This is a genomic window from Paenibacillus paridis, from assembly GCF_006345825.1.
GTDB classification, from domain to species: domain Bacteria; phylum Bacillota; class Bacilli; order Paenibacillales; family Paenibacillaceae; genus Pristimantibacillus; species Pristimantibacillus paridis.
In genome coordinates, this window is sequence record NZ_VCIX01000070.1 from 36,713 (window position 1) to 52,585 (window position 15,873).

At 51.4% G+C, this 15,873-nt stretch carries 10 protein-coding genes; all 10 read right to left on the bottom strand.

Features of this window, described 5'->3' with window-relative positions; genetic code table 11:
* Positions 1–45: 45 nt before the first annotated feature.
* The gene (locus tag FJQ58_RS04630) at positions 46–4,992 is read right to left on the bottom strand and encodes a DUF4132 domain-containing protein (protein WP_139991263.1); all 4,947 of its coding nucleotides are present in this window, start codon (positions 4,990–4,992) and stop codon (positions 46–48) included.
* Between the two features lie 24 nt (positions 4,993–5,016).
* A complete protein-coding gene (locus FJQ58_RS04635) occupies positions 5,017–5,439 on the bottom strand; it encodes a hypothetical protein (RefSeq protein WP_139991264.1) in 423 nt (140 codons plus the stop codon).
* Positions 5,440–6,328: 889 nt separating this feature from the next.
* Positions 6,329–7,192: an STM4011 family radical SAM protein gene (locus FJQ58_RS04640; RefSeq protein ID WP_139991265.1), complete on the bottom strand. Its 864-nt coding sequence runs from the start codon at positions 7,190–7,192 to the stop codon at positions 6,329–6,331.
* A complete protein-coding gene (locus FJQ58_RS04645) occupies positions 7,189–8,487 on the bottom strand; it encodes an STM4012 family radical SAM protein (RefSeq protein WP_139991289.1) in 1,299 nt (432 codons plus the stop codon). Before FJQ58_RS04645 ends, FJQ58_RS04640 begins: the two co-directional genes overlap by 4 nt.
* A gap of 74 nt (positions 8,488–8,561) precedes the next feature.
* The gene (locus tag FJQ58_RS04650) at positions 8,562–9,347 is read right to left on the bottom strand and encodes an STM4013/SEN3800 family hydrolase (protein ID WP_139991266.1); all 786 of its coding nucleotides are present in this window, start codon (positions 9,345–9,347) and stop codon (positions 8,562–8,564) included.
* Between the two features lie 6 nt (positions 9,348–9,353).
* Positions 9,354–10,607: an STM4014 family protein gene (locus FJQ58_RS04655; protein ID WP_139991267.1), complete on the bottom strand. Its 1,254-nt coding sequence runs from the start codon at positions 10,605–10,607 to the stop codon at positions 9,354–9,356.
* Positions 10,580–11,368, bottom strand: coding sequence for an STM4015 family protein (locus FJQ58_RS04660; protein WP_420799814.1), 789 nt, complete (start codon positions 11,366–11,368; stop codon positions 10,580–10,582). The genes FJQ58_RS04655 and FJQ58_RS04660 overlap by 28 nt, the downstream gene beginning before the upstream one ends.
* 618 nt (positions 11,369–11,986) lie before the next feature.
* On the bottom strand, positions 11,987–14,017 hold the full coding sequence (locus FJQ58_RS04665) for an ABC transporter ATP-binding protein (protein ID WP_139991269.1): 2,031 nt from the start codon (positions 14,015–14,017) through the stop codon (positions 11,987–11,989).
* A gap of 14 nt (positions 14,018–14,031) precedes the next feature.
* On the bottom strand, positions 14,032–14,925 hold the full coding sequence (locus tag FJQ58_RS04670; protein WP_420799813.1) for an ABC transporter permease: 894 nt from the start codon (positions 14,923–14,925) through the stop codon (positions 14,032–14,034).
* A gap of 17 nt (positions 14,926–14,942) precedes the next feature.
* Positions 14,943–15,869 carry an ABC transporter permease gene (locus FJQ58_RS04675; RefSeq protein WP_139991270.1) on the bottom strand — a complete coding sequence of 309 codons (927 nt, stop codon included), beginning with the start codon at positions 15,867–15,869 and terminating at the stop codon, positions 14,943–14,945.
* Positions 15,870–15,873 lie beyond the last annotated feature (4 nt).

The window sequence follows — 15,873 nt, forward strand, 5'->3', positions numbered from 1 at the left end:
ATAAAATAGGAAAAGGAGTCCAATGCGGACTCCTTTTCTGAATAATTAAGCTTGCAGCTGAGCTAAAATTTGCGGGTCCTTCAGCTTAGTATCCTGTGCTAGCAGCACAATTTTGGACAAAATCTCTGCTGTCTTCGGATCTTCATCCATAAAGGGCAGGAACAGCTTCCCTCTATGCTGCGAATGAACCGGAATGATGGCGAGCGCCCCCTTGGCTTGCTTATAAACGCTGCCGCTTCCCAGATGGACGCTGTATTCCCCAAGCTTCCCGGCGATCAAGGCATGATTGCCTTCCAAGCGGACGTTGTCAATCTTCAGTAAGCGCAGCGATTCACGCACGATCGCTCCACGCATGCCGATCGTGGTCAGGCTCGCTTCAGGATCGACGCCGCCAACATGGGCTACGCTCACGACCAGATCAACATCTCGCATCACTTCGGAGAAAACGAGACTTGGAACCTCGGCAATATCGAGTCCCTTCATCGTCACTCGATCGAAGAAACGTACCGTTTCAAGCGTTGGGCTCTCAACATCGGAAGGAGAGAACCAATCCGCTAAGGCGTATATATTCGCAATGACATTCTGTTTGTAATAGACCTTTTGCAAGCCCTCCTCGTAGCTGACCGTCCATTTACGGCCTTTGAGCAAACTGACGGTCTTGCGAGGCTGTACCTGATGCCCCGCATAGCGGCGCGACAACGATCCGCTCGCAAGCTCATCCTCGCTAGGCAAATATAGCTCTCTAAATATTTGCTTAAAGGGCTGCTTTTGCTGCCTGTCAAACAAATCCTTCTGATAGTAGCTCCAATCGCCGCTTTCATATAAATGAAGCGGGTGAGCAATGATTAGCTGATCGCTCTCTTTCATTTGGTAAGGAGCGTCATGCGCACCGTTTAGCCTTCCCTCTTCAAAATAACCCAAATGCTCATTTACTTTAAATACAAGAATACGAACTAAAGGCGACAGCACCGGATTTTGCGCTAGTTTGCCGATCTCCTGCAGCGTGAAGCTGCTTCCTGCCTCCATCGAGCGTTCCAGCTCTGCCCGTGCTCTTCTGTACTGGTCCGTCAGCTCGGTCTTGGTTTCCTTAAGCGCTGCAATGTACTCATGCTTCTTGTAAGCAGTCGGCACTGCCTTTAATACCTTGCCTTGCTTCTGAACCTGGATCTCGGTCTTGCCAGCCTCGTCAATAACCAGTTGAACCGTTACAGCGTCATCCAACGGATGCGGCTCGAAATAGTGAAGGAGCTCCTCCAGCTTCTTGCTCTCCATATCCCAGGTTAAGCGGATCACATCGGCATAACCCGCATTGCGCGCCAAATTATCCAGCGCTATGCTGGACGTCTTCTCCTCGCTTGCCCTACGCTGGGCGCCAAATGCCTTGCTCTCCTTCAGGAAGCGCTGAATAAAGGAATAACGCTCCAGCACGTCGCGTGACTGCTCTCCATCCGCAGCCAAAGGCAGCAGGCTGTAGCTTAACAAATGATCCTTGTTTCGTTTCTCGGCAATCGAGCCCTGAAGCTCCTCTAAGCTGAGCTTGCCTAGCACTGCATCGGCAAACAGCTGCGAACGCCTATGGTTCGATCCCGCAGAAATATATTTTGCGCATTGGTACAGTACGCCAAAGCGCTCTACCCCAAGCTCCTCATAGGCTTGCCGGAACCATTCAATATCGAAGGCGCCATCATTGAAGTCCTGCGGTGCAATCGGCGAATAATGCGCTACGACGGTCTCCTTTTCGGCTGAGAAGGATTCATTGATATGCGCATGAAAATACCAAGCCGCGCTGCGCAGGCCGCTCCATCCTAAGTAACTTGAGATGAGATCTACCCATTGCGGTGCATACATCGCAGCCTCAAGCAAGCGGGACTCCGCAATGTTGCGGGACTGCAGCAGCTCTCGCAGCAGCACCTCGTCCTCTCCTTTGCGAGGATGGCATACCTTCAACAGGTGGCTAAAGGTTTCCTTCTTCGTTACGTCTTTGCCATAACCATAAATGTAACCCCGAACGAACGACTCTTTATCCAGCCCTTCCAATATGGCGATCAAGTAATTCATACCCTCTAGATATCGAATGCTTGTAGCTAGATTCGTAACCTCGGTGGCCAGATCTCCCCTGCTTAGCTCAATCTCCAATATTCGCTCAACGACTCGATCTTTGTACTGGCTCAAGTTCGGATAAAGCTCAAGCAGCTTGCTTTGCGGACTCGTCAGCTCCCTGATCCGGTTGCTGCTGCCTTGCCTTCCGATATACTCCCTTAGCAGCTCATTCTCATCAATAAGCCCCAGTTCGAGTGCCCGAGCAAAGTCGCTGGCATTCAAATGGTGAGATTCATAACGGCTCATTTCGTACAATTGGTAGTAAGCTTTGAAATAAGCCTTAAATGACTCGTCATCGTGCATGCTCGAACGTACCCATTCCCTCCAGAAGTCGGTATACAATTCCAGAAGCTCGCTTTCCTCGTATACACGGTCGGCTGGGAAGCATTGCATCATCAAGCCCAGGATATGGTTCGAGATTTCAAATAGCTCCGGCTTTGCGCATTCTTCCAAATAAGCGCTGATCAGTTCATACACCTGTCTCTGATAAGGAACATTTTCGGTCAAGGCATTGGTCTCGCGCAGAACATCCATCGGATACAGCTGATCCAGCAGTTCCTTGCGCCAGCCCTCCGGCGGCTCGTAGGTAGATGCCCGCCAGTGCTCCAGCTCTCCGTAATAATAGCGGGACAGCGTCTGGGCTCTACGGTAAAAGTGAAGCTGCAGCAGTTCCGGCGCCCCAAATCCGCTATCCTCCAAATAGGTCTCCCACACCTGCGTTAAAGGATATCTTGCCAATACGGGAGTATTGTCTTCCTCCTCGTAACGCCATTTGAAGCTCGTTAGCCGAGCTCCTACAAGAAGGGATTCCTTAGCGCCTGAATAATCCGTTACTTCGTATTCATGCTCACGGTGCAGATGAACAAGATCGGAGAGCCCTTTAACAAACTCATTGATTTGTTCGAGGCTCAGGTTAAAATAGCCTCTTGCCTCCTGAAGAGCGGAGAGCGGCAGCTGCTCTCTCTCCGACAGCTCTCCCGTTCCAAGCGCAGGGTCGAATAAACCAAAACCGTTGCTGAGCGTATAGGTTTCCTTTTGCTTGAGCTTTGCAATTAACAAGCGTTCCTTTTCGGTTGGCTCCGCAATGGAATCTACGTTATCCTGCAAGGCTTCAGAAAGCCCTGCGTGTGAGGGCTCATCCTTCATCTCCGTCAGAAGCTCAAGTGCAGCCAGGCGCTGAAGCTCGTTGCGGCTCTTAAGAAGAAGCGAGAGGACCGCTTCCAGCTGCCTTGCCGGCTGCTGCAGTAGCAAACCAATGGCTCCTTGACGCAGCGACCCTGTTTTTAGCTTCAGGAGAGCAGAGACCGCTTCGATCTCATCGTCATTCAGCTCCAGATGGGCAGCCTTCCGAATGGCAATCTCTCGGTTGCTCATGCTTTTGTCTGACAAACTGTCGATCAGGAAATTACGCTGTGCCTCGTTCGCCGGATCATTCATAAAATAGTTTAGCAGCTCGGACCTGCTGTCTGGGCTGAGCGTATCTTTTAATCCGATCAGCTCTGCAATCCATTCCGCATCCATATCATAGGCCGTCAAATAAAGCAGCTTGCGAACGATCATTTCGGTTGAATACGTGTAGCCGAGCCAATCAAATACGCTGGACTTGGCCGTAACCTCCTTCGAGGGCATGCCGCTGAGGAGCAGCCTGAACTGCTCAAACTGCGTTTTTCTCACAGCTTTGTCACCCAGCAGCACCGACGGCTTCAGCTCCAATAAGCGCTCATGCTTGCCGTTTAAGCTCTCCCAGCGATAGGAATAATCGAACGTGTAGTTAGAGACGACCCAATATTGCAGCTCCTTGTTCGTCTCTCCAAGCCAGTTTTGAGCGATTGAGAAACGGGCATCGTCATTCTGGCTTTGCGCCAGCATATATTGCGCCGCAATCTTGCGATAATCGTCGTTGCTCTCCATAATCAGATTGATTTTATCGTAAAGAAGCTTCTCTTCCTTCACTGCAATCGCCCAAAGGCTGATAAACAGCTCATTCACGTTGCTGCTCTCCAGTCCCTTCTCCACAACAGCTGGATCGGCAAGACACTGGGCAGCAAACGTTATCACCTGTTTAGTCACGCGCGCGTTAGCGGCCTCCAGCCCGAGTCCGGTCCATACATCAACCGCTCTGACAACCGAGCTATAACGGATCAAATCATGCTCGGTCACAACCTCCAGCATGTACTTCATCGCCTCAACGGTTCCCTCATCCATCGCTTCCACGATACTTTGGCGAAGCCCCTCCTGCAGCCTGGCAGCAACAAGCAGCTCCCCGATCATCCGGTAGGCTTCTGTGCTATGGCTGAGGAAAATGCCTGTAATCATGCTGCGCGCCAGGAGCGCGGTATTGTTATCGCCATGAATAATATCCTTTAAAGCCTCCAAAATGGCTTCATTTCCGTCATCAATGCCATAGGCGATCGTATCGGCAATAGCGGTAGCCGGAAATTGGTATTCATTTTGCGCCATATAGCCAGGCTTCGTTAGATATTCAACAACCGAGAAATCGCGGGCATTCAAATGGAACAAGGAAATCATTTTCGTCAGCAAACGGTCCAAATGCAGCCTCTGTTCCTTCGTTCGAAACGGCCTGCGCGCATAACCGCTGCTATAAGGATATTCCGTCGCATGCTCAGCCATATAACGGAATACATGGGCGTATGACGGGTCAAGCAGCTCCGCTGCGATGTCAACTAGCGGCTCGAACAGCTGCTGCTCCTGCTCCGAAGCCAATGTCAGAAGCTGCTCCTTAATGCCTGTGCTGATCTCGTAATCGTTATATCCTCTCTCACCAAGAGTCACGAGCAGCAAAGCGAGCTGCTTATGGGAATCGGAAAGCACAAGTCCGTTCACCTTGTCTTTCATGCTTTGAAAGTACTGTTTTTGTTCTCCTCTATCCATTCTCCTGCCTCCTTGGCTTTTCGTTTACCACATTCTCCCTGCCAGCATCGTAAAACGAATAAATGCGATCTCATCGCCTTCTTGCAGCGCAAGCGGCGCATCAAGATTGTCTATTTCGTTTTCCTTGATGAACACCCGGAATAACCCGTCCTCAAAGGCAAGCAGCGCTGTTGCTGCCGCTTCCTCCTCATCCGCTTTTTTCTCATTATATAGCGTTCCGAAGCCCACCTTGCCGCTCGTACTCTGCAGCTCGATATCGGCTTTGGTTAGAAAAGGAACAAGCGGCACCTCTGTCTGCCGATCGTTAAACAACCTAACATTCGTCGTAACGATATCTATGATTAAGGAGCGCAAAGTCGACGGGGCTTCTGATAGCTGCCACGCCAGACGGTCAAGATGGTTTTTTTTCTTGCCTAAGCTTTTAACCGTTATGTAAACCTTGAACACCGCTGCACCTCCAGCTTATTAAGTACAGAATCAAACGATATACGTTGAACAAAAGCTTCTCGTTTTGGTCGCTGCGCGAGTAGATCATTTTATGGGGTCGCGCTTGCAGCCGAATTCTTAAATTGGCTAAGACATGAAAAGGCAAGAATCTGGCTACTAGGGAGAATAGTTCATTTCTCCAGATCGATCTTCTCGCTTCCCAAATCCTTTATTTTCTTCGTTCAACTTATCTATATCTACAAACCCCAGGGAAAGTTGCCCATTTGAAGCTGCTGGGCTAGATTAGGTCTGTTTTTTAGACCTACTTCATCGATTTCGGATATTTATGCCCGAATAGATCTAAAAATTAGATCTATTTCTCCAATAACTAACCATATTCAGTCCATTTGGAGCCTCTGAGCTAGAATAGATCTATTTTTTAGACCAATTTCATCAATTTTGGCTATTTACGCCAGATTAGATCTAAAAATTAGCTCTATTGCTCCAAAACCCAGCCATATCCAGTCCATTTGGAGCTGCTGGGCTAGTTTAGATCTACTTTTTAGACCTATTTCATCGATTTCGGCTATTTACGCTATATTAGATCTATAAATTAGCTCTATTGCTCCAAAACCCAGCCATAAGCTGCCCATTTGAAGACGCTGAGGTAGATTGGTTTGAAGAAGGGAGTAGATCCAAGATTTTTTATAGGAGAAATCCCCAACTATAAAAGAACTATCATTGAGCGACTTTATGCCCGTATGGAAACCTGCTTGAGAAACTCATGAATTGTAAAATCAATAGTTGAACTTATTTAATACCCTGATGAGAGTAGAGCCCCGTCACTTAGCACCGAAAAAGAAGCTGCCGCAAGCATGCAGAAGGAGCTCCTTCTTCATTGCCATGTCCATTAGCGGGCGTAGCCGGCCGGAATCCTCTCCAGCATACTGCTGCCGTAAAGCTTGTTCAGCTCCAGCTGCGGCATATGAATGTAACCGATATAGCAGCCACACGCCTTCATCCCGCAGGGACGGTCCGCCGTTAGCCCTTCCAGACCATCACGATAAAGATGCCCAATGATTCTGCGGTCGCTGTAGCAGCGCTTGACGATGCCCGCTCCCTGCACATAAAAAACGTTTGAGCCTGCTCCGCAAGCTTTGCCGAGGCTCTCATAATCAGGCACATTCAACTGGAAGTGCGGGTCAATTTGTGTTAAATAGTCCTTTTCTTCCTCCGTATAATACGCTTTGCGGTCCTTAAAGGCATTAACCCACAGATAAACATCGTCCGGGAGCGCCTTCCGCAGCTCACCAATCGCGTCGAACGCGCTACGGATACCGACTGATCCCACGCTAAACGGAATTCGCTGCTCATAAAGCGTCATGCATTGGCGCAGAAAATTTGCTTCGCTCGTTTGCCCGGGATGGTAGGTCACCCAAAAGGCAGCTTTCTCCCTTACAAGCTGCCGCGTCCAGTCCAGCTTCACCGATAGGTTCGTTTGTACCGCCACCTTATCCACATGCGGCAAGCCAGACAGTTCCACCATCGCGTCACGATACCAACGATGAACGAGCGCTTCCCCGTAAGGGTTGAAAAATATCGAGAGCCGGTGGCCCGCAGACTCCTGCACGCGAACCCAGCTCATGAAATCTTCCAGCTGCCGCTTATCCTTTGCAAGCGTTGCTTTGCTGTCCGTCGTCTTGCTAAAGGGACAATACGGGCAATCGTAATTACAGGATGACAATGCGCCGCGATAATAAAGAGTCGCCTTCATCGGACAACATAGCTGTTCATCAGCTCTCTCACATCGCCGGAAATAAACTCATCTCCGATTGCATCCGAATAAGCCATCCCTTTTGTCGTCAATCTCAAAATGCCAGACTCTAGTACGGCTAAATCGATACTGAGCAGCTCTTCCAAATCGAGGTGCTCGTCCATAGCATCGCTGCCGAAGCGGTCACGATAGGCCGACAGTTCGAGCCCCTCTTGGTGCAGCAGCGCCTTTAATATGAATCTGCGCTTTTGCTCAGCCGTATTTAAGAGGAAGCCATAATTGGCCGAATCATGCCGGTCAGCGGCTACATACTCTTCAATAATGCTGCGCGTTGCCGCCGCACTTACTCCATATTTTGAAGCATAGTGCACCTCGCGCGTATACGAGCGCGCGCCGCAGCCAAGTCCGGCCATTCCTTCTTCCTGACAGCTGAAGGGCAGTATGCTCTTGTGAGCAAATGACGTTTCCTTGGCAAAGCGACGCATTGAAAATTGTTTATAGCCCGCTTCCTCCAGAAGCTGGCGGGCAATATGATAAAGCTCCAGGCGGATATCCGATCCCGAATTTCGAATTTGCTCCGGCTTTAGAATCGTATTCTCGCGCGTGTACAGCGGATAAATGAAAATTTCTCCCGGTCCATAGCTGATTGCCTTCTCCAATGAATATAACCAAGTCTCTGCCGTTTGACCCGGCAAGCCATAAATAAGATCCAAATTCACAAGCGGAAACGAATAGGACATCAAAGTGTCCAGCGCTTCTTCTGCAAGCCGAGGTTTCTGTGGACGGTAAATGGCCGACGCTTCCTCTTCCACAAAGCTTTGGATTCCCATGCTCACGCGGTCTACGAGGCGCTCCTTCAGTACCCCCATGCGATCGGTCGTCACCGTCTCCGGCGAGGTTTCAACCGAAATGGATGCCTTCATCGGATCAAGGCCCATCGTATGCTCAGCGATATCAAATAGGCGATTTAGCTGTTTCGCCTCCAGAAGCGTTGGCGTTCCTCCGCCAATCGCGAACCGGGAAAACGTACGGTTGCGGAACCATGGCGCCCACTGCTCCGCCTGCCTCTGCAGCGCATCGACATATTGCTCATGAACGTCTACCCGCCTGTCCGGCAGCGTAAACAAATTACAGAATCCACAGCGGGCTCCGCAAAAAGGAATATGCATATACAAAAAATGATAGTCGGTTTGGTCCTGTTCCCAAAGCTCCCGGAGTGATACAGGGGGCTGCAAATCACGATAAGCCGTCTTATGCGGGTAGGAATACAAATACGAACGATACGGCGCGCGCATCCAGCGCTGCTCCCGTTCCTGCAGCTCGGCAGATGTGAATGGCGATGTTGGATGTAACAAGCTGCTTTCCCTCCTTATTCCAAAATAAATTCGCGATACGGAACGTTCCAGACGACTTCATGCGCCAAACGGTGGCCTTCATAGCCGTCCTCGCCGTAAGCCGTCCCATGATCAGAAAATGCTAGGCATAATGTCTTACCCCTTTTCCGCATCGCTTCAAACAAAGGACCTAATTGACTGTCCACATACCGAAGCGCAGCCCGCTGTGTCTCAACCGAATCCTGCTTTGCGCCAGGCACAAAGTAGTGATTAGGCCCATGCATAGCCGAAATATTCATAAATAAAAATAACCGTTCATTCGGGTCAGCCTTCTCCAGAAGCTTCAGCGCATGATTGACCTGATGCTCGGTCGAGCGGGGATTCGTCACTCCAAAGGTCATCCGCCAATAGCTCTCCTGAAAATAGCCGGGCAGCACTTTGGCCAGCTTGTTTTTTTTCGTAAAAAAAATGACGCCTCCGATGCAGACCGTCCGGTAACCCGCCTCCTGCAAGCCGGATACAAGATCCGGAGCGTCAAATAACCATGTATGGGGATCCGTTCTGAGTCCCGTATTTTTTGTATGGAACAGCCTTACGTGGGAGGCTTTGTCCGTATTCGCAGGCGTAGGCAGGAAGCCGCCAAAAAAAGCGTGATGAGCAGCATAGGTAAAGCTGCCCGGCGTATGCCGCTTCTCCCAGCCTCCGCTTCCGCACAGGTTAGGACAATGCTCTTCCTCGAGCTGCGCTACGTCGTAGCGCAGCGTATCAAGCGTAATCATCAGTATATCGTGGGTGCCCACGATTTGGTTCATATCGAGCATAGTTGTCTAATCCTTTCCGAGAAGCTGAAGCATCTGCCACTCATAGGTGTTCATTCCTTCGTGCTCAGCTCCGTACAGCAAATCGCCAAAAGGATTGATATCAATTGGATAGGTCATGCCATTTCCGCGCTGAACGAGCACATCAACGCCTGCCGTAGTACTCCCCGGAAAAGCACGAAGCGCAGCTTCAGCGGTTTGCTTCACCGCTTGCCTCAGCTCTTCCGAGAGCAGTTCGGATGCATCTATCCGCCGTTCATTCCGCAAATGTAAATTCGTAATCGGCGTCTGGCTTAATCGCACTACAGTGTGGCAAGCCTGACCTCCCACGACCAGCTGTCGCACATCGAATGACTTGCTATCATGGCTTTCCTTCTCAATCCAGCGCTCAACATGCGCGCCTTGACGGCAAACCCAATCGACAATGCGCCGAATATCCGAACGTTCTTGGTAGCGTCTAAGCAAACCCGCGTTATAAAAGCGGTAACCGCCCGCAAACTCTTCGATGCCAATCGTTGTAATGGCAATCTCAGCTCCCGTACGAGGGTTTGTCTGGTAAGCGATAACGCCCGCGGCTCCAGAGCCGCAGGCGAGTTTAATAAACAAACGCTTCATTCCGCTTAGAAGGATAGCAGCCTGAAGCTCGTCGTAGTTTTTAATGGAGCCCACTGGCGCAGGCAGTGCAGGCATTAATAAGCCATGCCGTGACAGCAACTGCCAGCAGCTTCTTTTGTCAAACATTCTTGCGATACTATCCGGGGTATTCACCCAGCCAACTCGAACGCCTGCCGCTTCGGCCTCTTGCTGCATAACCGCAAGAAAGCGGCAGTAACCACGGTACCACTGCGCCGGATACAAGAGCGTTCCATGCTCCTGAGGCAGACGGATCGCTTCTGAAGCCGTGACGGAAATATCCTGTGGCAAAGGCCCTGCCGACCAAAACAAGTCGTCCCCGCTTCGATCCGGCGCTCCCCAAGCAATCAGCTCGCGTTCAACGGTCTGATCCTCACCGGGCGCATCCAGCCGTATCATGACCTCGCTGCAAGCTTTGTACTCAAGCAGCACCTCTCCTATGTACAAACTCCGTTGAAGGAGCTTCTCATAAGGAAGAACGATGGCAGGAGCAAGCCCCAGCTTGGTTCTTGCGGCCTGCAGGCCAAGCGTACGTTTGTTGAGGGGGTTTCCAATCAGGAGAAAAGGTCGCTCCCCACTGCCTTTCTCTATGGATCTAACCATTACTCCGTCAGGAACGGATAACGCCAATCCTCTTCATCCGCTTCCTGCTGGTCCGTCACGTCAACCGACAAACCGGATTGCTTCCATCGCAGCAGAAGATCATCAGACATATAATGGTAGCTTAGATTCAAATGCTTCAGCTTCTTAATGCGCTCGCTTGCAAGCAATGCTTTCCCGCCCTCGTCCGACAGCGTTCCGTAAGACAAATCGAGGGTATCCAATTGATCCAGAATAGGCGCATCCGCAGCGGCAATAGCAATTTCGTCCTGAATTTCACTATCCTTTAGTCCTAGGTATTTCAGCTTGGGAAATAAATTTCCATTCAGCAGCGGCAATATATCTTCGACTCCACCGTCGAAGCCGTAATTATCCACACCCAAATAAAGCTCCAGCTTCTTGAGTTCCGGCAACCTTGCGCTTGTGATTTCCTCGATCACCGATTTTGGCAGGCCCCCGCATATGATAACGAGCTCCTCCAGCTTGCCATGAACGAGCGGCTGCAAGCTCAAATCCTGGCTGCCCTTAACCGTCAAGGATTGCAGCTCAGGGAAAGCTTCTAGCAATGGCGCAAGGTTCGTCTGGTTGATCCATGAAACCTCGCATTCTTCAAAACCCATATCTCCAATAAAGATCTTTCTCAAGTTAGGAAAAGAGTCTTTATGTTTTATCAACGTTTCCACGAAGCTGTCCGGAGAATTTTCATACGCCTGACCCCAATCGCCAATCGTCAGTATGGACAGCTTCGCGCCATCCGGGCTAGATGCCAATTTATCGATTAAGTCTGACATCCTTGCGCCTTCTTCATACTCGTCATAACCTATCGATAAGCGAATTTCAATCAAGAGTATCCCTCCATTTGTTTCCATATGAATTTAGGGTACCATGTCGTTTTTCTACGCGTCAATGGTCCCATAGTCACATCTACCCTGGTCATGCCACGCTCAAACATCCTCTGTCATCTACACGCAAACAACTAGCCCCGTTTCTGCTCTGTAAGAACCACTGTGTTCTTACCGCTCTCCATTTCATGCCGCTCAAGCGCCATAAGAACCTATACGTGCTTACAGCTACTTTTTTCTCACTAACTAGCCCCTTTTCTGTCCTGTAAGAACACCTGTGTTCTTACCGCTCTCAATCTCATGCCGCTCAAGCGCCATAAGAACCTATACGTGCTTACAGCAACTTTTCCCCCACTAACTAGCCCCGTTTCTGCTCGGTAAAAACCCCTGTGTTCTTACCGCTCTCAATCTCATGCCGCTCAAGCGCCATAAGAACCTATACGTGCTTACAGCTACTTCCCCCCCTAAATAGCCCCGTTTCTATGCGGTTAGAACCTCTGTGTTCTTACTGCTCACAACCCAAAACAACAAAAAAGCCAAGCAGCCCCATAGAGGAGCTCTCAGCTTTTAGGCAGGATAATGGCAGGCTACCCAGTGCTCGCGCTCAACCTGCACAAGCTCCGGCTGCTCGTTCTTGCAAAGCACGGTCGCTGCGGGGCAGCGGGTATGGAAACGGCACCCTGAGGGAGGGCTCGCGGGGGACGGGATCTCGCCGCTGATCGCGGTCAGCTCACGCTTGCGCGATGGATCTGGCCATGGAATCGAGGCAATCAGCGCTCGCGTATAATGATGGGCGGGATGCGTGAACAGCTCCTCGCTGCCGGCAATCTCCACTAGCTTGCCTAAATACATGACCCCAATCCGGTTGGAAATATGCCTAACCACATGAAGTCCGTGGGCGATAAACAGATAGGTCAGCCCTAAACTTTGCTGCAGCTCCTGCATTAAATTGACGATCTGCGCCTGAACGGATACATCCAGCGCCGATACCGCTTCGTCTGCGAGTACAAACGAAGGGTTAAGCGCAATCGCTCTCGCGATGCCAATCCGCTGCCGTTGGCCGCCAGAAAATTCATGCGGGAAGCGCTCATGCCAAGAAGGGTTTAATCCGACCACGTGCAGCAGCTCCTCGATTCGCGATCTTTTCTCGGCTGCGCTCAGCGAGGTATGGATAGACAGTGGCTCCCCAATAATATCGCCAACCCGCCAGCGGGGATTCATCGAACCGAACGGGTCCTGAAAAATCATCTGCATTTCCTTGCGCTTCTCATGCAGCAGCGACGGCTTCATATCGGTGAGCTGCTGCCCAGCAAAACTAACCTTGCCCGCCGTGGCTTTCTCCAGTTGCATAATGACCCGTCCCAGCGTCGACTTTCCGCTGCCGGATTCGCCGACCAGCCCAAACGTCTCGCCCTTGCGAATTTGAAAAGATACGTCGTCCACCGCTCGAATAGCGGAGGAGTGACGCGATAGGACACTTTTGCCCAGTGGGTAATACTTTTTCAAGCCTTCGATTTCAAAGAGATGATCCGCCAGCTGCGGCTCGGTCTCCGAAGGTTCGCGTACGGTTATTTTCTCGGCAAGCACTGGACCTTCAGTCCGAGGATTGAGCCACGACTCCGCCTCTGCAAGGTCCTCAGCATACCAGCAAGCGGCCAAGCGGTCATTCACGTTTAGTAGCGGCGGGCTTTCCTTGACGCATTTTTCCGTGGCGTGGGGGCAGCGCGGATGGAAGCGGCAGCCGGTCGGCAGCTCGAACAAATTGGGAATGCTTCCGTCGATTGAGAACAGCTTGGAGCCTCGGTCGCTGTCGAGCGTCGTAACCGAACGAAGCAGGCCTTGTGTATATGGATGATGAGGCTGCTCAAACAACTGCTCCGCCGTCGCTTGCTCAACCACTTGACCGGCATACATGACGATGATCCGGTCAGCCATTTCAGCGGCAATGCCCATATCATGCGTAATGAGAAGGATGGACATATTAAATTCCGACTTTAGCTCCTGCAGCAGCTGCAGGATCTGTGCTTGGATAGTCATATCCAGCGCAGTGGTCGGTTCATCGGCAATAAGCAGCTCGGGGCCGCAAGCCAAAGCCATCGCAATCATCGCTCGCTGCAGCATGCCGCCAGACAGTTCTCCAGGATACTGCTTCATCCGCAGTTCCGGTTCAGGAATGCCGACGCGCCGCAACAGATCGATGGCCCGCGCCGAGGCTTTCTCGCGATTGCCCATTTTATGGCCGACGATCACCTCAATAATCTGACTTCCGATCGTGAACACCGGATCAAACGCAGACATGGGCTCCTGAAAGACCATCGCCATTTTTTTGCCGCGCAGCGTCCGCATGCTTTTTTGCGGGGCACGCACCAAATCTACGCCATCGAGCTTCATTTCACCGCTCGCGATGACGCCGTTCTCATAATCGATTAAACGCATGACCGATTTTGAGGTAATGGTCTTCCCGCTCCCCGACTCGCCGACAAGGCAGACGGTTTCACCTGGCTTCATAGTCAGCGATACATCCGAAATCGCAGTCAGCCAGCCTTTCGGAGTGGCAAACTTGACGGTAAGATGCTCAATTTCAAGCAAAGCTTTCAAATGGATGCCCCTCCTTAAAATCTGCTTTTTTTCGGATCAATATGGTCTCTAAGCTTGTCGCCCATCAGATTCACCGACAGCACTAGCATAGTGATCGCTAGGCCTGGGAAAGTGGACATCCACCAAGCCACGGTCAGATAACCTCTTCCTTGCGAGAGCAATGTTCCCCAATCCGGAATTTCCTTAATAACCCCGAGACCGAGAAAGCTCAGTCCCGATCCGATCAGGATCGACGTCCCCAAACCTATCGTTGCCATTACGAGCAGAGGAGACCAAGCATTCGGCAGCACATGGCGGAAAAAGATTCGCAGGTTGCCCGCGCCGACCGATCGTGCCGCCGTAATGAACGGACGGCCCTTCACGCTAATAATTTGACCCCGGAATACCCTCGCATAGCCAGGAACGGCTGACAAGGCGACCGCCAGCACGACGTTGAACAGGCTGGGCCCCATGGCTGCAGCGATTGCCAGCGCGAACAAAATCCCCGGGATCGTCATTAATACTTCAATAAAACCCATAATGACCGTATCGAATATCCCGCCGAGAAAACCGGACAGCGCCCCTATGGAGGCTCCAAGCAAGCCGCCAATAAGCACCGAAGCAAGGCCGATCAGCAGTGAATCGCGGCTGCCGTATACAACTACGCTGAATACGTCCCGCCCGTAGTAATCCGTCCCAAAAAAATGAGTCAGGCTTGGCGGCAGCATAATATCCGTCATAACCATTTCCGTAGGGGAATAAGGCGCAATTTGCCCTGGCATAAGCGCGCACAGCACGATGAAAATAACGACAAAGCCTGCTGCGTAAACGAGCAGGTTGGACACATTAAGTTTGGCCGTTCTCGGTGCCGATCGGCGCATAGCCCTTGTTCTCGGCCAGGCGGTCTTGGCAACTGCGGTCTCCTTCACGATAAACTCCCCTTTGCCTATTGCGAACGTCTTACTCTCGGATCGATCATTCGGTAAGAGAGGTCCACAATTAAATTAATAATGACGTACATGATCGCCGAGAAAAAAACGACGCCCTGCACAACCGGCAAATCCTTGGCCATGAGCGCATCAGAGATGACCCTGCCGATTCCTTGCCTTGAAAATACCGTTTCGATGACAACCGTGCCCGCCAGCAGCTCGCCGCTTAGCACGCCAATCATCGTCAGAGCCGGAATTAACGCGTTCCGCAGAGCATGCCGGTACATAACCAACTTCTCTGCTACGCCCTTCGCGCGCAGCGTCACGATAAACGGCTCGTTGATCACCTCAAGCATGCTGTTGCGCACTAGCCGAACGACGAACCCTGCACCAACGATACCGAGTCCGACTGCCGGCAGCACCAGCGTCTTCCAGCCCTCCGACCCCATGGCGGGAAACCAGTCGAGCGTTATAGAGAAGATAAGGATGAGCAGGATGCCCGACCAGAAGGTCGGCATTGAGATGCCGAACAAGCCTACCACTCTTGCCGTAATATCGATCCAGCGATCACGGTGGATCGCCGACAGCACGCCGAGCCAGATGCCGACCACGGCTGCAATGAAGCAGCTCGCGGCCGTCAGGGCAAGCGTTGCCGGCAAATGGGTGATGATCTTAGGCAGCACCGGCTCGTCGTTAACGATCGATTTGCCGAAATCCCCTTGCAAGACCTTGCTGACGTAAGAGCCGAACTGCTCATACAGCGGTCGGTCCACACCAAGCTGCGCACGCAGGCTGGCCAATACCTCCGGCGTTACCGTGCTCGGATCAACCATGGACAGAACCGGGTCTCCAGGCAGCAAATAGACGATAACGAATACAAGCACAAGCGATCCGAGAATGACGAGCAGGGAGGTGAACAACCGAATACTAATCGTTTTGAGCATCACT

Bases quoted from the DNA above. Each gene is read 5' to 3' on its own strand.
- FJQ58_RS04630 (WP_139991263.1), bottom strand. From the start codon at position 4,992: ATGGATAGAGGAGAACAAAAACAGTACTTTCAAAGCATGAAAGACAAG.
- FJQ58_RS04640 (WP_139991265.1), bottom strand. From the start codon at position 7,192: ATGAAGGCGACTCTTTATTATCGCGGCGCATTGTCATCCTGTAATTAC.
- FJQ58_RS04645 (WP_139991289.1), bottom strand. From the start codon at position 8,487: ATGCGCGCGCCGTATCGTTCGTATTTGTATTCCTACCCGCATAAGACG.
- FJQ58_RS04650 (WP_139991266.1), bottom strand. From the start codon at position 9,347: ATGCTCGATATGAACCAAATCGTGGGCACCCACGATATACTGATGATT.
- FJQ58_RS04660 (WP_420799814.1), bottom strand. From the start codon at position 11,368: ATGTCAGACTTAATCGATAAATTGGCATCTAGCCCGGATGGCGCGAAG.
- FJQ58_RS04675 (WP_139991270.1), bottom strand. From the start codon at position 15,869: ATGCTCAAAACGATTAGTATTCGGTTGTTCACCTCCCTGCTCGTCATT.